Here is a 19,395-nt window from a genome sequence, read left to right on the forward strand (position 1 = left end):
GGAGCTTTTTGGAATATATGGCGACGAAAGGATAATGGATTTTGTTTTGTATGTTTTCTTCGGCATGGCCATATTCATTGCGTCTGTAATCACGCTATCCCTGTATTTGCTTATACGAAAAAGATGATTCTGGGCAGCGACGCTGCCCTTCCTTTTATCACATCACGCGCTTAGTTCTGTATCCGCAACCGAAGATATCGCTTTTTGCCGCAGTAGTATGTTCATTCTATGAAAATGTTGTATAGTGATGGTTACTAATAATCACTTAACTTATAAGGAGGCCAATTATGCTGTACTGTGAAATTTTCAATGTTTCACATACATTTGGTGATCGCACCAGCTCAAGCGTTATCGGTATCGTGCTGCGATAACTTCCGCTTGAGCGAAGACACCAACCCCTGAAATCCCTTCTCTCGGGCTTACTGAGTTATCGTCAGCGATGTTTGACGAGGCATAAACATGCCTGTAACTCTTGGGTAAGCAACAATGAGCACTTTACTCACTGCACAATCTTTACGTGTTGATACGGCGTTTGGCACGCTATTCGACTCCCTCTCCTTTACGCTGAAAAAAGGCGACCGTATTGGCCTGCTGGGCGACAACGGCTGCGGCAAAAGTACGTTGCTGAAGGTGTTGGACGGCACAGACTCCCCTGCTGCCGGAACCGTCGCATTGGCCGGATACTGTCTGATGGCGCGCGTTGAGCAACACCTGCCAGAAGCCATTTATCCCCTGACCATGCTGGATGCCGTGCTGGCGCAACTGCCCGCGACTGAACGCGAGAGTCTGCACTGGAAAGCTGAAACGCTGCTGGCGGGTATGGGCTTTACACCGCAGGACATGGCCTTAACGTCGGCAACGCTGAGCGGCGGGCAGCACACGCGTCTCCTGCTGGCGCGGGCGCTGATCGGCGATCCAGATCTGTTACTGCTGGACGAACCGAGTAACCACCTCGATTTGCCGACCCTGCTCTGGCTGGAACAGTTTTTACAGAACTGGTCCGGCAGCTTTGTGCTGGTCTCACACGACAGGCAACTATTGGATGCCGTCACCAACGGCAGCTGGATCCTGCGCGATAAGATGTTGCACTACTTCGCCCTTCCCTGCACCGCCGCGCGTCAGGCGCTCGTAGCCAAAGACGAAAGTGATGCGCTGCGGCATAAGGCGGAGCAAAAGGAGATTGATCGCGTAACCGCCAGTGCCAGACGGCTGGCCACCTGGGGCAAGGTCTACGATAACGAAGATCTGGCCCGCAAAGCCAAACAGATGGAAAAGCAGGTCGAACGGCTTAAGGAGAGTCAGACAGAGCTCACCGCAGGCAGTCCGTGGACATTAACCCTGCGCGGTGACGCCCTGCGGGCAGACCGGCTACTGGAGATGGAAAACCTAAGCGTAGCGCCTGAGCCTGGCCTGTCTGAGCTGTTTCACGTCGACATTGCGCGGCTTAGAAGTGGCGATCGCGTGGCTATCGTCGGGCGTAATGGCTGCGGCAAATCATCACTGATGAAGCTTATCTGGCGGCATTTTTCAGGTGAACCTTCAGAGGCTGGCCTGAAACTTCATCCTCGCGTGTCGCCAGGCTATTACGATCAGACGCTGAATCAGCTTTCGGAGGAGGCAACAATCTTTGACGCGCTGGAGCCTTTCGCGCCAGATCCGCAGACCCGTAAAATGGCCCTCATCAGTGCCGGGTTCCCGTGGGCGCGTCACGGACAAAAAGTCAGTACGCTGAGCGGTGGGGAACGTTCGCGCCTGCTGTTCATCGGCCTGACGCTTGCTCGCTATAGCCTTCTGATGCTGGATGAGCCAACCAACCACCTGGACATGGAAGGCAAAGAGGCGCTGGCGGAAACACTGCAACAGTTTGAAGGCGGAGTGCTGCTGGTGAGCCACGATCGTCAGTTAATTAGCCAGAGCTGTAACCGCTACTGGCTGATTGAGGACGGCAGGCTTAACGAATGGCACGATGCGGAGGCGGTGTTTGAGCGCCTGCGTGCGGGCACCGGTCCGGTGGTGCCTGAGGCGTCGAAGACTGCATCGAAGGCACCACCTTCAGCGTCTGACGATCTGCTCGAACGCCTGGTTGCCCTGGAAATGCTGCTGGAAGAGGATTTGGCGCGCAAGCCAAAACACCAAAAACCGCAGTTGCAGGCGCAATGGCGAAGAGAGATTGAGGAGATAGAAGCCCAACTATAAATCTGTACCCGGCGGTCGTTACGCCGGGTTTTTTACGTTAGCGTTTTCCCCTACTGATTATTAGAGGATCACCGTATTCTTAATCTGAAACTGAATTAATTGATGACATTATGTTGCGGTTGCCTTGCATTACAGCGCCAAAGTATTAATCCTTAATGGGTATTACACCTGCTATGCAGATACTCATTAGTAAAAGGAGAAACACATGAAGGCTGCTGTTGTCACTCAGGATCATCAGGTTAATGTCACAGAAAAAACCTTACGCGCGCTCAAACATGGTGAAGCGCTGCTGAAGATGGAGTGCTGTGGCGTTTGCCATACCGATCTCCATGTTAAGAATGGCGATTTTGGCGACAAAACCGGGGTGATCCTCGGCCACGAAGGGATTGGTATCGTCAAAGAGATTGGTCCTGGCGTCACGTCGCTAAAAGTAGGCGATCGTGCAAGCGTGGCGTGGTTCTTCGAAGGCTGTGGCCACTGTGAATATTGTAATACCGGCAACGAAACGCTGTGCCGTGACGTGAAAAACGCGGGTTACTCCGTTGACGGCGGCATGGCGGAAGAGTGCATCGTAACCGCGGATTACGCGGTTAAAGTTCCGGACGGACTGGACTCTGCGGCGGCCAGCAGCATCACCTGCGCCGGGGTCACCACCTACAAAGCGGTAAAAGTCTCTGACATCAAACCCGGCCAGTGGATTGCGATCTATGGCCTGGGCGGTCTGGGCAACCTCGCGCTGCAATACGCCAAAAATGTCTTCAATGCGAAAGTTATCGCCATTGACGTGAATGACGAGCAGCTGAAGCTCGCTGCCAGCATGGGCGCAGACTTAACCGTGAACTCCCGCAGTGAAGATGCGGCAAAAGTGATTCAGGAGAAAACCGGCGGTGCACATGCGGCGGTGGTGACGGCGGTAGCGAAAGCGGCCTTCAACTCTGCCGTTGACGCAGTTCGCGCCGGTGGCCGCGTGGTGGCTGTTGGCCTGCCGCCGGAAGCGATGAGCCTGGATATTCCACGTCTGGTCCTGGATGGGATTCAGGTAGTGGGTTCCCTGGTGGGTACCCGTCAGGATCTGCTCGAAGCCTTCCAGTTTGCGGCTGAAGGTAAGGTGAAACCGAAAGTTACGCTGCGCCCACTGGAAGATATCAACGCCATCTTTAAAGAGATGGAACAGGGCCAGATCCGTGGCCGTATGGTGATTGATTTACGTTCTTAACCGCGGTGGCCGGGTAGCGGCTCTGCCCTGCCCGGCTTTTCACGTGGACGAACGGCGATCGGAAATCCATTCCTGAACCTCGATCTGGAACGTGTCCGGCGCTTTTCGATACATCTTCCGCGCCAGATCCAGGATGGTATGGCGCCCTAACTCCTCTTCCATCCGCTGCTGCGCGCTGTCCATAACCGATCGCACCCCGCACGGTCCGTCACAGACCCAGGCCGGTGGCGTTTCATCAAATACCGCCAGGCGCTGACGCACTTCCCGACATTCGAACATATTCTTATCGCCGTCGATGGCGTGCGCCACGTCCAGCACGCTGATCAGCTCTGCCGGACGCGCCAGCCGGAATCCTCCCCCCTTGCCTTCAGTGCTGATAACCAGCCCCGCGCGTGACAAACGAGTGAAAATCTTCCCAAGATAGTCGTACGGTACGCCCTGCAAGGCCGCCATTTCCCGGACGCTCATCTCACGCTCATTGCCTTTTGCATCCACCATACACATCAGGCTATGAATGCCATATTCCACACCAGAACTGTAAAACGCCATGGCTCACTCCGGGTTATTGTTCGCTGCATTATAACGAATTTTAACTCAGAAAGAAGTTGTCGCAGTTAACTCCGACAAGTATAGTGGCAGTTATGTCAGACACACAGCCTGACGAACAAAAGGATCGAGTATGAAAAAGCAGATTTTAATTGTGGGTAGTGGGTTTTCCGGTATGTGGGCTGCGGTCAGCGCCGCGCGTCTTTCTGCTCTGGAAGGTAATAATAGCCTCAGCATTGCCGTGCTGGCCCCGGTGCCGGAACTGCGCGTTCGTCCACGTTTTTATGAAGAGAACGTGTCGACGATGGTCGCGCCACTGACCGAACTGTTTGCTGAGCTGGGTATTGCCTTTATTTCGGGCGAAGCACAACGTATTGATACCTCATCTAAAACCGTTTTGTATCGCGATTCAAACGGCGCCATTGCCGAAGTCAACTGGGAACGTCTGATCCTCGCAACCGGTAGCCAGACTAAACGTCCGCCGATTGCCGGTCTGACTGAATACGCATTTGATATCGACCAACTCGACTCCGCCAGGCTGTTCGAGCAACATCTTGATTCGCTGGTTTCGCGCCCCTCCACCCCAGAACGCAATACCGTGGTCGTGTGTGGCGGCGGTTTTACCGGCATTGAGCTGGCAACGGAACTCCCTGCTCGTCTTCGCACCCGCTTCGGCGCCAATACAAAGACTAAAGTAATCGTAGTTGAAAGGGGTGAAACCATTGGCGGGCGTTACAGCGAGGCGCTGCGTAACACCATTGAAGAAGCAAGCAACGCTCTGGACGTTGAATGGCGTTTAAACAGTGAAATTGAAGCTATTGATGCCAGCGGCGTGACGCTGAAAAACGGAGAGCGCATTGCCAGCGCGACTGTAGTGTGGACGGCAGGGGTAGAAGCTAACCCCCTCAGCCTGCAAATTGACGGGGAACGCGACACTCAGGGACGCCTTATCGTCACCGACACGTTGCAGGTCCCTGCGCATCCGGAGGTTTACGCGACGGGTGATATGGCGCACGCCAAAACGGACGATGCGGGCAACACGGCACTGATGACCTGCCAGCACGCGATCCAGCTGGGGAAATTCGCCGGACATAACGCAGCTGCCAGCCTGTTAAATCTGGAGCCGTACCCTTACCGTCAGGTGAATTACGTCACCTGTCTGGATCTGGGTGGCTGGGGCGCGGTGTACACCGAGGGCTGGGAACAGCGTGTTAAATCCGTGCGCGAGGAAGGCAAAAAGATCAAAGTCGCCATCACCAACGAACTGATTTACCCGCCAGCAGCAGACAAAGCAGTCGCATTTGCCGCCGCTGACCCGCTGGCGAAATTCGTGTAGTCCCCTCCTGTGCCCGCGACCAGCGGGCAAAGCGTGAAATCAGGCCAGCGCTCCTGCGTTGGCCTGACGCTTTTTGGCACATAAAAAACCGTACATCAACAGAGAGGTCATTGCTGAGAAGGATAAGATCGCTGCCGGAAGCGTGACATAGCTCCAGCTAAAGCCGAGCGTAATCATCATTCCACCGAAATACGCGCCTATTGCGCTGCCGAGGTTAAACGCCATTTGCCCGCCTGCGGCGCCCAGCATCTCGCCGCCTTTCGCATTTTGCAGCAGCAGTATTTGCAGCGGCGCAGAGAGCGCAAACAGCCCGGCGCAGCAGACGAACCCCATTACCAGTGAAGCTGTTTTAAGCTCGCCAAACGCGAACAGTAACAGCAGCGAAGCCACAATCACCATGTCGGTGGTGGCAGCAATGCGCAGCGGGCTAAAGCGCGACGACAGCTTGCCGCTGAAGACATTACCCAGCACCATGCCCAGCCCCATCAGCATCATGATCGCGGTCATGACGCCCTCGGAAAAGCCTGACACGTTGACCATAAACGGCTTCACGAAGCTAAACCAGGCAAACACCCCGGCATTGCCAAACATCGTTGCGGCAAAAATTAGCCACGGTTCCGGTTTTTTCAGGAAGTGGAATTGTTCTGTCAGCCGGGTGGTTGTCGTGTCGTGAATGTCTGGCACCCACAGCAGAACAGAGAGGATCACCAGCGCATCAAAGACGGCAATCAAAAAGAAGGTGTAGCGCCAGTTAAATTCATGTCCCAGCCACGTCCCGAGCGGGACGCCAAGCAAATTGGCAACGGTCATCCCGGCAATCATCCCTGCTACAGCAACCGTCACCTTACCCGGTGGCGCAATTTTTGACAGGATTATCGCCCCCACACCGAAAATCGCGCCATGCGGGAAACCAGAGATTAAGCGCCCCGCCGCCAGCCCTATGTAGGTGTCAGAGAAGGTAAAGAGCGCGTTACCGACGACGCACATCGCCACCAGAAACAGCAGCGTTGTTTTCAGCGAAAATTTACTGGAGAACAGCGCCACAATCGGCGCGCCGATCACTACGCCAAAAGCGTAAAACGAAATCATATTTCCGGCGGAGGGAATCGAAATGCCCGTATCATGAGCCAGTTCTGTCAGCACGCCCATGATGCCAAATTCAGCCATACCCAGGCCAAAGGTAGCCAGTGCTAACGAAAAAATTGTTTTTTTCATACCGCGACCACTGTTAAAAAATACGCAGCGTGCATTATTGATTAAACTTGTATGGTGAACCAGTTCAAATCAGCTTTCTGACACATTAATCCATTCATTCAGGCCGATTACACGCTTAGTACGGCCTCGATCCCGCGACCGGCCCCATAGGGAGACCCGCCATGGTCAGTAAGAAGAAAACCCGTGTTGTTGATGATGTCGTTAAAAACGCGCCGCTCAAAACCAAAGCGTACGAGCAAGAGCTTCGCCGCCTCCATGTTGAACTGGTTAAGCTCCAGCAATGGGTGGTCGCCAAAGGGTTAAAGGTCTGTATTGTTTTTGAAGGGCGAGACGGCGCGGGTAAAGGCGGCGCCATCAAAGCCATCACCGAACGCGTCAGCCCCCGGGTGTTTCGCGTTGTTGCATTACCGGCCCCCACCGATAAAGAAAAAAGTCAGCTCTATTTTCAGCGTTACGTTCCCCATCTGCCCTCTGCTGGTGAAATCGTCATTTTTGACCGCAGCTGGTACAACCGCGCAGGCGTGGAAAGAGTAATGGGTTTCTGTACCGAAGAGCAGGCCGAAAAATTTCTTGATGGAACGCCGGTAATGGAAAAAGCGATGGTCGATGCCGGTATCATATTGTTGAAATACTGGCTTGAAGTAACGCCAAAAGAGCAGGAACGCCGCCTGCGCGATCGCATTAATGATGGTCGCAAGATCTGGAAGCTGTCTCCAATGGACATAAAATCTTTCAATCTGTGGGATGAATATACCCTCGCCCGTGATGCGATGTTTAAAGCGACCGACACCGCCTGGGCGCCGTGGTTTGTGGCGCGCTCAGAAGATAAAAAACGGGTTCGGTTGAATATTATTTCGCATCTGCTTTCACAGATCCCCTATAAAGAAATTCACGTTGACAAGGTGGATTTACCGAAACGCAAGATCGGCAAAGTGAAGCCAACAAAATATCCCTTCCGGTATATTGCAGAGCGGTTTTGATATTACTGGAAGACGGCTCGCATAATGTAGATTACCAGGGGAAACAGTATTGTTTTTTGTTGGCTGCGGTTGATAATGACCGCACCAACAAAGGAGAAAACATGAAACCGAACCGCACAGAAAGATGTGCTACGACAGAGCGCCCTACGGGGAATAGACCTCGCCCACTCTCTACAGCAGGAGAGCTCAAGCGGCAGCGTCAACAGGATCAAGGATTTATTAAAGCAATGAATGAATTAACGGCCAAAGCCGGGTTATTATCGGATGACCCTTATTTCGGAGGGCTTTGATGTGTTTTCAGTTTGACGTTTACCGCAATCCATCAAACAGAACGTGTGAATATCAACCCTATTTTATGATTATTCAGCACGATTATTATGACGACTTATCAACGAGACTTATTGTCCCGTTAAGCTATCACAATCATTTAAGAGGATATTCAAACGCTGCAACGCCACTGGTGAACCTTGAATTCCAGACATATTTTCTTAATACAGCCAACATCACACACGTGGAGACAAAAAAACTTAATAATAAGGATTATGTATGTAATCTGCGCAGTGCAAGAAGCAGTGTTCTTGCAGGAATTGATGCGTTAATTACCAATACGTAGCTAAAAGCCGCGCAAGCGCAGCGCCGCCGGACAATGCCGACGGCGCGAGGTTTACTTCAACCCTTCCGAACTCTCTTTTTGCGCTTCAAGACGCTCAACGTCGCGGTACCAGCGCGGATGGTGCTTCTGCGCCCAGCGGCGGCTCACCTTCCCTTCAATCATGCCTTTGATCGATCCTTTCACCCAGAATGCCATATACATATGGATCAGAATGGCGTGGATCAGAATAATGGCCGAGGTCGCGTGGATCAGCAGCGCATAACGCACTACCTGAATCGGGAAATAGTGCGCAAAATACGGACGCCAGATGATCACCCCGGTCACCAGCAGCACAAAAATCATGCTCATGATGGTCCAGAACATCATCTTCTGCCCGGCGTTATATTTGCCCACCTTCGCGACTTTATGCTCGTTGCCTTTCAGAACCTCAACAATCCCTTTTAGCCACGGAATATCCTGCTTGTCAGGGATGTTGTGATGAACGAAACGTACAAACATAAACATCAGCACCACGAAAATCAGTACGCCGAAGAACGGATGCAGAATGCGCCCCATCTGCGGTGTCCCGAAGGTTTCCGTTAGCCACTGTAGCGTCGGGAAGAAGAACGAAATGCCGGATACCGCCACCAGGAAGAAGCAGATGACCACCGTCCAGTGACAGGCGCGATCGACAAATTTTGTGCGCACTATCATTTTCGACTTACTCATGATGCTCCTCCTCGTCGTCATCCACCTCTTTATTCGGCCCGATACCGATGTAGTGATAAATCAGCCCGGCAAAGGTGGCGATAAAGCCCGCCGCTGAGAGCGGCTTAAGCGCCCCTTTCCAGAGGTTGATTGAGGTATCGATCGCCGGATCCTTCGGCAGATTGTGATACAGCTCCGGCTGGTCATTGTGGTGCAGAACATACATGACGTGCGTACCGCCCACGCCCTGCGGGTTATAAATCCCGGCCTTGTCATAGCCACGCGCTTTGAGCTTATCCACCCGCTGCTGTGCCACTTCCAGCATCTCTTTTTTGGTGCCGAAGTGGATAGCCCCGGTAGGACAGGTCTTCACGCAGGCAGGCTCCTGTCCGACGCTGACGCGATCGACACACAGCGTGCATTTATAGACCCGGTTATCTTCTTTATTGAGGCGCGGGATATTAAACGGACAGCCTGCGATGCAGTAGCCGCAGCCGATACAGTTATCCTGCTGGAAGTCGACGATCCCGTTGGCGTACTGAATAATTGCACCCGCAGACGGGCATGCCTTCAGGCAGCCCGGATCTTCACAGTGCATACAGCCGTCTTTACGGATTAGCCACTCCAGCTTGCCGTTCTGGTCGGTTTCGCTAAAGCGCATCACCGTCCAGGACTTGGCGCTCAGATCAGCCGGGTTATCGTAAACGCCAACGCAGTGCCCCACCTCGTCGCGGATATCGTTCCACTCCGAGCAGGCCACCTGGCAGGCCTTACAGCCCACGCAGGAGGAGACATCGATCAGCTTGGCGACTTCTGCCTTGTAGTCCCGCGCGCGAGGCGCGGGCGTTATCGGGTTGGTCGCGGAGCGTTTAATAATGTCTTGTGTTTCCATCGCCATTTAATCGCTCCTTACGCTTTCTCGATGTTGACCAGAAACGCTTTATACTCCGGCGTTTGTGAGTTGGAATCGCCGACGTTTGGCGTCAGGGTATTGGCGATGTAACCTTTCTGCGCCACCCCTTCAAAGCCCCAGTGCAGCGGGATGCCGACGGTTTCTACCTGCTGGCCGTGTACGTTCAGACTTTGCAGACGACGGGTGACCACCGCTACCGCGCGAATAAAGCCGCGCTTGCTGCTCACCGTCACGCGATCGCCATTGGCAATGCCTTTCGCCTTCGCCAGCGTTTCGCTTATCTCCACAAACTGTTCCGGCTGCGCGATGGCGTTAAGCCGCGCATGTTTGGTCCAGGTATGGAAATGCTCAGTCAGGCGGTAGGTAGTTCCGACATACGGGAACTTGTCCTTTTTACCTAAACGCATCACGTCATCTTCATAGATACGCACTACCGGGCTGGAGACCACGTTCGGGTGCAGCGGGTTAGTGCCGAGCGGCGTTTCCATCGGCTCGTAATGTTCCGGGAACGGCCCTTCCGCCAGCTTGTCGATGGCAAACAGACGCCCCAACCCTTCCGGCTGCATGATAAACGGCCCGGTGTTGCTGTCCGGCGCGGCGGTGTTGAAGTCCGGGATATCGTTCCCCGTCCACTTCGTGCCGTTCCACTCGATCAGCATGCGTTTCGGATCCCACGGCTTACCGTTCACGTCTGCGGAGGCACGGTTGTACAGTACGCGGCGGTTCAACGGCCACGCCCATGCCCAGCCCAGCGTGTTGCCCAGGCCTGACGGATCGGCGTTATCACGGTTGGCCATCTGATTACCCTGCTCCGTCCAGCTGCCGGTGTAGATCCAGCATGACGAGGCCGTGGTGCCGTCGTCACGCAACAGCGCGAAGCTATTGAGCAACTGGCCTTTCTTCGCCACCAGATTGCCGTTGGCATCGTACAGGTCGGCCAGCGCCACGCCGTTGTTCTCTTTTGCCACCTCTTCGGACTCAGGATGATCCGGCTGCTTGTAGTTCCAGCTCATCTTCAGCAGCGGCTCTGCGCCTTTGCCGCCTTCGGTGCGGTACATTTCGCGCAGACGATGGTAAATCCCGGCCAGAATTTCGCCGTCATTACGCGCTTCACCCGGCGCATCCTGACCTTTCCAGTGCCACTGTAGCCAGCGGCCAGAGTTGGCAATAGAACCGTCCTCTTCCGCAAAGCAGGTCGATGGCAGTCGGAACACCTCGGTCTGAATGGATGCCGGATCGACATCGTTAGACTCGCCGTGGTTCTGCCAGAACGTAGACGTTTCGGTGACCAGCGGATCGATAACCACCATGTACTTCAGCTTGCTCAGGCTGCGAACGACTTTGTTTTTATCCGGGAATGACGCCACCGGGTTAAAGCCCTGGCAGATATACCCCGTGACGTCGCCCTTATCCATCATGTTGAAATACTTGATGACATCGTAAGCCTGATCCCATTTCGGCAACCACTCAAAGCCCCAGTCATTCTCTTTCTGCGCCGCATCGCCGTAGAACGATTTCATCAGACTGACGGCAAACTTTGGGTAGTTACTCCAGTAGTTCACCTGGTCCGGACGCGTCGCTTTTGGCGTGTTGGCGTCAAGCCAGCTTTGCCAGTCGGTCTGCTTCTCCGACGGCAGGGTCAGGTAACCCGGCAGGCTAGTCGACAGCAGGCCGAGATCGGTTAAGCCCTGAATGTTGGAGTGTCCGCGCAGGGCGTTCACGCCGCCACCGGCCATCCCCATGTTGCCGAGCAGCAGCTGGATCATCGCCATGGTACGGATGTTCTGCGCGCCCACGGTATGCTGCGTCCAGCCCAGCGCGTACAGGAAGGTGGTTGTTCTGTCGGCGGCACTGGTGGAGGCCAGCACTTCACATACTTTCAGGAAGTCTGCTTTCGGCGTACCGCAGATGTTTTCCACCACGTCTGGCGTATAACGGGAAACGTGTTGTTTCAGCAAGTTCCAGACGCAGCGCGGATCGGTCAGGGTCTCATCGCGTTTCGCGTAGCCGTTTTCGTCGAACTGATAGTTCCAGGACGATTTATCGTACTGACGTTTCTCTGCGTCATAGCCGCTGAACAGGCCATCTTCGAAGGCGAAATCTTCCCGCACCAGCAGGCCGGCATTGGTGTAATGCTTAACGTATTCCGCGTTAATCTTATTGTTTTCGATCAGGTACAACAGCACGCCGGAAAGGAACGTAATATCCGTACCGGAGCGGATCGGCGCATAAATATCAGCCACCGATGCCGTACGCGTAAAGCGTGGATCGACGACAATCAGCGTCGCATCGTTGTTGTTTTTCGCTTCCATCGCCCAGCGGAATCCCACCGGATGGGCTTCAGCGGCGTTACCGCCCATCACCACCACGACGTTTGCGTTTTTGATATCAACCCAGTGGTTGGTCATCGCACCGCGACCAAATGTTGGAGCAAGACTTGCTACCGTTGGTCCGTGTCAGACGCGCGCCTGGTTATCAACCGCCAGCATGCCGAGGGAGCGCACAAATTTTTGCGTCAGCATGCCGGTCTCATTACTTGCCGCAGATGCACACAGCATCCCGGTGGAGGTCCAGCGGTTTACCGTAACGCCCTGCTCGTTCTTTTCAATAAAGTTGGCGTCGCGATCCGCTTTCATCAGTTTTGCAATACGTGAGAAGGCCTCGTCCCAGGAGATGCGCTGCCATTTATCAGAGCCCGGCGCACGATATTCCGGATAGCGCAGACGGTTTTCACTATGGACGTAGTCCAGCAGCCCCGCCCCTTTCGGGCAAAGCGCCCCGCGGCTCACCGGATGGTCCGGGTCCCCTTCAATATGATAAATCGCTTCTTTGGCGTTCTTCGCGCCATCACCCAGGCTATACATTAATAGCCCACAACCCACGGAGCAGTATGTGCAGGTGTTACGGATCTCTTTCGCGCGCAGCAGTTTATAGTTGCGTGCCTGAGCCAGCGCCATTTTGGGAGCGAATCCCAGCATTGCGGCTGTTGTTCCGGCCATACCGCCCGCGCAGATTTTAAAAAATTGTCTGCGGCTGACGTCCATTGCTGTCCTCGTTATCTGATAAGACTTCGCGCCGCAAACTAACAGCAAAGCCCCTGTTTTTTTTGCGTCAAATCAAGGTCGCCGAACTTCGCCCCCTTAATAGTCACCGCCGGTATGATTTATTACTCCTTTCGGGTTAACCGCGAAACAGAAAATTCGCATGGTGAATGGGTTAGATGCTATAAGTTTACCCTTTGATTTTTATGAGACTGGCAGGGTAATGGACAGAAAAAGAGCAACGCTGATTGGCCTGGTGGCCATACTGCTGTGGAGCACCATGGTGGGTCTCATCCGAAGCGTCAGTGAGGGACTTGGCCCGGTGGGGGGCGCAGCGATGATCTACACCGTCAGCGGATTATTGTGTCTGGCGACGGTAGGTTTCCCTGATATTAAACGGTTTTCGAAAGGCTATCTCATTGCGGGCAGCGTCCTGTTTGTCAGCTATGAAATGTGTCTTGCCCTGTCGCTTGGCTTTGCCGCGACGCGCTCGCAGGCAATTGAGGTGGGCATGGTCAATTATCTCTGGCCAAGCCTGACGATTGTGTTCGCCATTTTGTTCAACGGTCAAAAATCCACCCTGTGGGTGATCCCCGGCTTAGCGATCTCCCTGTTGGGCGTGGGCTGGGTCTTAGGCGGCGAAAACGGGCTACACGTTCACGACATCATGCTTAACATCGTTTCCAGCCCGCTGAGCTACGGGCTGGCATTTGCCGGTGCCTTTATCTGGGCCGCCTACTGCACCGTCACCAGCAGGTATGCCAGAGGGCAAAATGGCATTACTCTTTTCGTCCTGCTGACCGCCCTGAGCCTGTGGGTCAAATATGCCGTCAGCGATCAGCCCGAAATGGTATTCAGCGTGCCGGTAGTCGTGAAACTGTTGATGTGTGGTGTTGCCCTTGGCTTTGGCTACGCCGCCTGGAACATTGGGATCCTCCACGGTAACGTCACGGTGCTTGCGGCCGTCTCCTACTTCACCCCGGTACTCTCTGCCGCGCTGGCGGCTATTATGCTGAGCTCACCGCTTTCATTCTCATTCTGGCAAGGGGCATTAATGGTTTGCGCAGGGTCATTACTTTGCTGGTATGCCACCCGCAAATAGCATTTTTATTTTTACCGGGCACGAATTATGCCCGGTAAAAATTAACATTATTTTAATATGTGATCACAGTAAAGAATATTATTTATAACATTCGTGTGTATTTCTATTTCTGTATAGAGTATTCACAGAAAGTCAGATCCGTTGTGGAAATTGACATAAACTGACAACGCAGGTAATTAATTCAACCCCAATATTCCCGCGCTATATAGCACATAGTGCAATAGTTTATTTCTGGATGTTTCTTTTAAAAAGCAGTTGCTGGCTTCCGGACAAATCCACAAACCACTGTTTTAAAAGTCAATAACGCGCCCCATTCCTTGAGATTATCTGCCAAGCCCTTTTATCTCCCTCTAAAAACAAAAACGCATGGCAACTATTTCCAGCCTTATTATCGTGTTTTGTTAATAATCAATTTATGTATATAAATTAACCTTATTGAGCGATTTAAGGGAAATTTATCGGATCAGGATCACACTAATTGAAATTATCTTTAATATTTTGAAACTTATTATTGAAAGCAGTCTACGGAATTTTAAAAATAGTCTGCCATTGACGATAAGCCTCGTTTAAAAATCGCTCAGGTGGCTTAGGAAATACCTAAATAAAATTATAAGGGTTAGTTAAGATGAAACTTAAATTAGTTGCAGTGGCAGTGACTTCCATGTTGGCGGCTGGCGTTGTTAACGCGGCTGAAGTTTTTAACAAAGACGGTAACAAACTGGATCTGTACGGCAAAGTTACTGGTCTGCACTATTTTTCTGATGATGCTGGTAGCGACGGCGACAAAACATACGTTCGTCTGGGCTTCAAAGGTGAAACTCAGATCAACGATCAGCTGACCGGATACGGCCAGTGGGAATATGAGTTCAAGGGCAACCGCTCTGAAGCTCAGGGTTCCGACGGCAACAAAACCCGTCTGGCCTTCGCTGGTCTGAAATTCGATGAATTCGGTTCCTTCGACTACGGTCGTAACTACGGTGTTGCTTATGACATCGGCGCATGGACTGACGTTCTGCCAGAGTTCGGTGGCGATACCTGGACGCAGACTGACGGCTTCATGACCGGTCGTACCACTGGCGTTGCCACCTACCGTAACACCGACTTCTTTGGTCTGGTTGACGGCCTGAACGTGGCTGCCCAGTACCAGGGTAAAAACGACCGTTCAGAGATCACCGAATCCAACGGTGACGGCTGGGGTCTGTCTTCTACCTATGAATTCGACGGCTTCGGTGTGGGTGCGACCTACGCGAAATCTGACCGTACTGACCGTCAGGTTCGTGCTGCAAGCAACCTGAACGCCGGTGGCGAAAACGCAGAAGTCTGGGCTGCTGGCCTGAAGTACGATGCGAACAACATCTACCTGGCAACCACCTACTCTGAAACCCGCAACATGACGGCGTTCGGTAGCGGTCACGTTGCCAACAAAGCACAGAACTTCGAAGTTGTGGCTCAGTACCAGTTTGACTTCGGTCTGCGTCCATCCATCGCTTACCTGAAATCCAAAGGTAAAGACATCGGTTCTTATGGCGACCAGGACCTGGTTGAATACGTTGACGTTGGCGCGAGCTACTACTTCAACAAAAACATGTCCACCTACGTTGATTACAAAATCAACCTCGTGGATGACAGCCAGTTCACCAAAGATGCCAAAGTGGCTACCGACAACATCGTGGCTGTAGGTCTGACCTACCAGTTCTAAGATGTGTTAGTTCAAAAGGCCAGCCCTCGCGGCTGGCCTTTTTTTTACTGCTGCCCTCCGACCTTCGCCAGACTAAACCAGATCCCGATCGCCAGAATCATCAGCATGGCTCCCGCACTGCCCAGGGCCACGCTGTGCGAGGTGATGAACGCGGTTTTCGCCGCCGTCATCACCGGCTCGGCCAGTGACGGCGTCAGCTCCTGCGCGACCTTCATCGCTTCACCGATGGACGACGAGGCTTTATCGGTCAGCGACGCGCTCAGCCCCTGCGGCAGTACAATTGACGCCGAAAAGCTGCGGGTTAACAGCAGACCGAAAATGGCGATCCCGAGACCAGCGCCCAGCTCGTAGGACATGGTTTCGATCGCGCCTGCGGCGGCCGCTTTCTCTTTCGGCGCGGCAGCCATGATCGCTGACGTCGATGCCAGCAGTGCGCTGGCGGCACTGAAGCCCAGCAGCACCATCAGGCTCCACGCCTGCCACTGTTGGGTGCTGAAATCGAGCGTCGACAGGCCGATAAAACTGATCGCGCTTAGCCCCATGCCTCCGGCCGCGACAATGCGCAGCCCCAGACGCCCGACCAGCACACCCGCGATCGGCCCGCTAAATCCGCTCGCCACCATCACCGGCAGCATAAATATCCCTGCTTCAAACGGCGTAAAACCATGCACGAACTGCAACTCCTGCGCCATCAGCAGTTCAAAGCCCACCAGCGCAATCATGGCGGTCATCGCCATGACCACGCCGCTTAAAATAATGCGATGGCAAAACAGACGCATGTCGATCATTGGCACGCGCGCGCGCAGCTGGATACGGACGAAAATAAACAGCATCACCGCCCCGGTAAGCAGCGTAGAGGCCACCATCCACGGCGACAGCACCCCTTTCAGGGCGGTTTTGGCGCTGTAGACCAGCAGTAAAATGGCGACAATCAGCATAATGGCATGGCTGATATTGAGCGGCTGCTCGGGCCGACCCTGCTGAGCAGGCACATAGCGCGCAGTAAGCGAAACCACGATCAGCACGATCGGCACGTTAATCAGGAAGACCGAACCCCAGTAAAAGTGCTCCAGCAGCATGCCGCCAATCAGCGGGCCAAACGCCGCGCCGCCCGACCCAACGGCAGCCCAGACGCCAAGGGCGATGTTACGGTGCCGCACGTCAATAAACAGCGTGCGGATCCCTGCAAGCGTAGCCGGAATGATCATCGCCGCGCCAATCGCCAGCGACGCGCGGGCGGCAATCAGCCAGCCCGCGGACGGCGCAAAAGCCGCCGCTAACGATGACAGGCCAAACAGCACGCTGCCGATCATCAGCAGGCGCTTAAAACCTATGCGATCGCCCAGCGCGCCCATCGGCAGCACCATCCCCGCCATCACCAGCGAGTAAATATCAATAATCCACAGCAATTCGTTGCCGCTGGCACCCAGCGTCATGCTCAATGTTGGCGCCGCCACGTGCAGCACCGTCGCGTCAATCGCCACCGGGATATACACCAGCACGATAATCACTAACGCTAACCACTGACGAAACATAAATTTCCTTTTCAGTTAAAAACTGGACACATGTCCAGATTGCGATCCTACGTAAAGTTGAACACTTGTCCAGCTCTTTGTTACACTCGTTTCGTTGCCATTGAGAGTGAGAAATTATGCGTTATCTGAGCAAGGACGAGCGGCGGGAAGAGATCCTACAGGCCGCAATGCGCGTGGCGCTGACCGAAGGATTCGCTGCGATGACCGTGCGCCGAATCGCTACCGAAGCGGGCGTTGCCACCGGGCAGGTGCATCACCACTTTGCGTCGGCGGGCGAGCTTAAATCGCTGGCGTTTGTCAGGCTGATCCGCGATTTGCTTGATGCTGAAATCGTTGGCGAAAACGCAGGCTGGCGCGAGCGCCTGCATGCCATGCTCGGCAGCGATGACGGTGGGTTTGAGCCTTACATTCGACTGTGGCGGGAGGCGCAAATTCTCGCCAGCCGGGATAGCGATATCAAAGGCGCCTACGTTTTGACCATGGAGATGTGGCACCAGGAAACGGTCGCAATTATCCGCGCCGGGGCGGAGGCCAACGCCTTTACGCTTGCTGATCAGCCGGAAAATATCGCCTGGCGTTTAATTGGTCTGGTATGTGGCCTGGATGGCATATACGTCTTAAATATGCCTGAAATGGACGACGCGGCATTTAATAAGCATCTGGATAAACTTATCTCCCTCGAATTGTTTTAATACTCCCATCGGAGTATTAATTTCCGCAAATAGTTACAATTAGTAACACATAAAGCGAACCCTGATTCCCATTCCAAACTCAGGGTTTCGCTTTTTTATCTATCCTTTCAGATGTATCCCATAACATCCTATAAATTTCAGACGCCACTGACAGGTATCTTTCTGTTTTTCCTTCTTTTTTCTCTCCACTTCGGTAAGCAAGAGGGTGATATGTCACATCAAAGCGAGAAGAGTAATCAGCATCTGTTGAGTAACTGGAAACCGGAAAACGCGCAATTTTGGGAGAATAAAGGGAAACATATCGCACGAAGAAACCTGTGGATTTCCGTGGCATGTTTGCTGCTCGCATTTTGTGTCTGGATGTTGTTTAGCGCTATTGCGGTAAATCTTAATAAGGTCGGATTTAATTTCAGCACCGATCAGCTTTTTATGCTAACGGCATTACCTTCTCTCTCCGGCGCGATATTGCGTGTCCCCTACTCTTTTATGGTGCCGATATTTGGCGGGCGTTACTGGACCGTGTTAAGCACCGTTATCCTGGTCGTACCCTGTGTCTGGCTTGGGATCGCCATCCAGAATACCGCCACGCCCTATTGGATCTTCATCATCATCGCACTGCTGTGCGGTTTTGCCGGTGCCAACTTCGCTTCCAGTATGGGAAACATCAGCTTCTTCTTCCCGAAAGCCAGACAGGGTAGCGCACTGGGCATTAACGGCGGGCTGGGTAACCTGGGCGTGAGTGTGATGCAGCTGGTTGCGCCGCTGGTGATTTTCCTGCCGATGTTTACCTTCCTCGGCGTGCACGGCGTACCGCAGGAGGATGGCTCGACGATGTGGCTGGCGAACGCGGCGTGGATCTGGGCGCCGCTGCTGATTCTGGCCACCATTGCGGCGTTTTTTGGCATGAATGACATCGCCAGCTCGAAAGCGTCCATTGCCAGCCAGCTTCCGGTGCTTAAGCGCTTTCATCTCTGGCTGCTGAGCCTGCTTTATCTGGCAACCTTCGGCTCGTTTATCGGTTTCTCGGCAGGCTTTGCCATGCTGTCGAAAACCCAGTTTCCGGACGTTAATATCCTCCACCTCGCCTTCTTTGGCCCACTGATCGGCGCCCTGGCGCGTTCGGCTGGCGGGATGATTTCAGACAGGCTGGGCGGCGTAAGGGTGACGCTGATCAACTTCGTCTTTATGGCCATCTTTAGCGCCCTGATTTTCCTGACGCTCCCCGGGTCTGGTTCAGGCAGCTTTATCGCCTTCTATCTGGTCTTTATGGGCCTGTTTCTGACCGCAGGCCTGGGTAGCGGCTCGACCTTCCAGATGATCGCGATTATCTTTCGCCAAATCACCCTCGACCGCGTGAAAAAACAGGGCGGGAGCGATGAACAGGCACAGCATGAAGCGGTGACCGAAACGGCTGCGGCGCTGGGCTTTATCTCTGCCATCGGTGCGGTGGGCGGGTTCTTTATTCCCAAAGCCTTTGGCACCTCCCTGGCGATGACCGGTTCCCCGGTGGGCGCCATGAAAGTCTTCCTCGTGTTTTACATCGTCTGCGTGCTCGTCACCTGGCTGGTGTACGGCCGCAAATCCTCACAAAAATAATAACTACCTCTTCGCCGGAGCGTGATGC

The 19,395-nt window shown here is 53.7% G+C and carries 16 protein-coding genes; 10 read left to right on the forward strand and 6 right to left on the reverse strand.

Annotated elements, in window-relative coordinates; translation table 11 throughout:
- The first annotated feature begins 486 nt into the window (after positions 1 to 486).
- Together ACOT1A_RS15190 and adhP are read left to right on the forward strand one after the other, a co-directional pair.
- Positions 487 to 2,196, forward strand: a complete 1,710-nt coding sequence (locus ACOT1A_RS15190; protein ID WP_023300168.1) for an ABC-F family ATP-binding cassette domain-containing protein — start codon at positions 487 to 489, stop codon at positions 2,194 to 2,196.
- Positions 2,197 to 2,401: 205 nt separating this feature from the next.
- Positions 2,402 to 3,412, forward strand: coding sequence for an alcohol dehydrogenase AdhP (adhP, locus tag ACOT1A_RS15195; protein ID WP_154051299.1), 1,011 nt, complete (start codon positions 2,402 to 2,404; stop codon positions 3,410 to 3,412).
- A gap of 39 nt (positions 3,413 to 3,451) precedes the next feature.
- On the opposite strand, the gene ACOT1A_RS15200 is transcribed toward adhP, so the two are convergent.
- Positions 3,452 to 3,961, reverse strand: a complete 510-nt coding sequence (locus tag ACOT1A_RS15200) for an RrF2 family transcriptional regulator (RefSeq protein WP_022648200.1) — start codon at positions 3,959 to 3,961, stop codon at positions 3,452 to 3,454.
- Between the two features lie 130 nt (positions 3,962 to 4,091).
- Between ACOT1A_RS15200 and ACOT1A_RS15205 the strand changes: the two genes are divergently transcribed.
- Entirely contained in the window at positions 4,092 to 5,294 is a 1,203-nt protein-coding gene (locus tag ACOT1A_RS15205; protein ID WP_276170139.1) for an NAD(P)/FAD-dependent oxidoreductase, read from the forward strand.
- 39 nt (positions 5,295 to 5,333) lie between these two features.
- On the opposite strand, the gene araJ is transcribed toward ACOT1A_RS15205, so the two are convergent.
- Positions 5,334 to 6,509, reverse strand: coding sequence for an MFS transporter AraJ (gene araJ / locus ACOT1A_RS15210; RefSeq protein WP_023306256.1), 1,176 nt, complete (start codon positions 6,507 to 6,509; stop codon positions 5,334 to 5,336).
- A 161-nt stretch (positions 6,510 to 6,670) separates the two neighbouring features.
- On the opposite strand from araJ, the gene ppk2 reads away from it, so the two are divergent.
- The 3 genes from ppk2 to ACOT1A_RS15225 are packed head-to-tail and all read left to right on the forward strand — an operon-like array spanning position 6,671 to position 8,102.
- Positions 6,671 to 7,489 carry a polyphosphate kinase 2 gene (gene ppk2 / locus ACOT1A_RS15215; RefSeq protein WP_032671172.1) on the forward strand — a complete coding sequence of 273 codons (819 nt, stop codon included), beginning with the start codon at positions 6,671 to 6,673 and terminating at the stop codon, positions 7,487 to 7,489.
- Positions 7,486 to 7,779 (forward strand): hypothetical protein, encoded by a 294-nt coding sequence (locus tag ACOT1A_RS15220; RefSeq protein ID WP_126514228.1) that lies wholly within the window; start codon positions 7,486 to 7,488, stop codon positions 7,777 to 7,779. The genes ppk2 and ACOT1A_RS15220 overlap by 4 nt, the downstream gene beginning before the upstream one ends.
- Entirely contained in the window at positions 7,779 to 8,102 is a 324-nt protein-coding gene (locus ACOT1A_RS15225) for a CcdB family protein (protein WP_022648204.1), read from the forward strand. Before ACOT1A_RS15220 ends, ACOT1A_RS15225 begins: the two co-directional genes overlap by 1 nt.
- A 51-nt stretch (positions 8,103 to 8,153) precedes the next feature.
- On the opposite strand, the gene fdnI is transcribed toward ACOT1A_RS15225, so the two are convergent.
- The 3 genes from fdnI to fdnG are packed head-to-tail and all read right to left on the reverse strand — an operon-like array spanning position 8,154 to position 12,746.
- Positions 8,154 to 8,810, reverse strand: coding sequence for a formate dehydrogenase-N subunit gamma (fdnI, locus tag ACOT1A_RS15230; protein ID WP_003857050.1), 657 nt, complete (start codon positions 8,808 to 8,810; stop codon positions 8,154 to 8,156).
- Entirely contained in the window at positions 8,803 to 9,687 is an 885-nt protein-coding gene (gene fdxH, locus ACOT1A_RS15235; RefSeq protein ID WP_003857048.1) for a formate dehydrogenase subunit beta, read from the reverse strand. Before fdxH ends, fdnI begins: the two co-directional genes overlap by 8 nt.
- Before the next feature lie 11 nt (positions 9,688 to 9,698).
- Positions 9,699 to 12,746: a formate dehydrogenase-N subunit alpha gene (fdnG, locus tag ACOT1A_RS15240; RefSeq protein ID WP_105322756.1), complete on the reverse strand. Its 3,048-nt coding sequence runs from the start codon at positions 12,744 to 12,746 to the stop codon at positions 9,699 to 9,701.
- Positions 12,747 to 12,966: 220 nt separating this feature from the next.
- On the opposite strand from fdnG, the gene yddG reads away from it, so the two are divergent.
- Both yddG and ompC read left to right on the forward strand, forming a co-directional pair.
- Positions 12,967 to 13,845, forward strand: a complete 879-nt coding sequence (gene yddG / locus ACOT1A_RS15245) for an aromatic amino acid DMT transporter YddG (RefSeq protein ID WP_032624206.1) — start codon at positions 12,967 to 12,969, stop codon at positions 13,843 to 13,845.
- A gap of 625 nt (positions 13,846 to 14,470) precedes the next feature.
- Positions 14,471 to 15,544 (forward strand): porin OmpC, encoded by a 1,074-nt coding sequence (gene ompC / locus ACOT1A_RS15250; protein ID WP_022648207.1) that lies wholly within the window; start codon positions 14,471 to 14,473, stop codon positions 15,542 to 15,544.
- A 44-nt stretch (positions 15,545 to 15,588) separates the two neighbouring features.
- On the opposite strand, the gene ACOT1A_RS15255 is transcribed toward ompC, so the two are convergent.
- Positions 15,589 to 17,079 carry an MFS transporter gene (locus ACOT1A_RS15255; protein ID WP_276170140.1) on the reverse strand — a complete coding sequence of 497 codons (1,491 nt, stop codon included), beginning with the start codon at positions 17,077 to 17,079 and terminating at the stop codon, positions 15,589 to 15,591.
- Positions 17,080 to 17,195: 116 nt separating this feature from the next.
- Here ACOT1A_RS15255 and ACOT1A_RS15260 point away from each other — a divergent pair, with 116 nt between their 5' ends.
- Together ACOT1A_RS15260 and ACOT1A_RS15265 are read left to right on the forward strand one after the other, a co-directional pair.
- Positions 17,196 to 17,771, forward strand: a complete 576-nt coding sequence (locus tag ACOT1A_RS15260) for a TetR family transcriptional regulator (RefSeq protein ID WP_015570471.1) — start codon at positions 17,196 to 17,198, stop codon at positions 17,769 to 17,771.
- Between the two features lie 210 nt (positions 17,772 to 17,981).
- Positions 17,982 to 19,367 carry a NarK family nitrate/nitrite MFS transporter gene (locus ACOT1A_RS15265; protein ID WP_058646716.1) on the forward strand — a complete coding sequence of 462 codons (1,386 nt, stop codon included), beginning with the start codon at positions 17,982 to 17,984 and terminating at the stop codon, positions 19,365 to 19,367.
- Positions 19,368 to 19,395: the final 28 nt, after the last annotated feature.

The organism is Enterobacter cloacae complex sp. SYL003 (assembly GCF_049236925.1).
GTDB classification, from domain to species: Bacteria; Pseudomonadota; Gammaproteobacteria; order Enterobacterales; family Enterobacteriaceae; genus Enterobacter; species Enterobacter intestinihominis.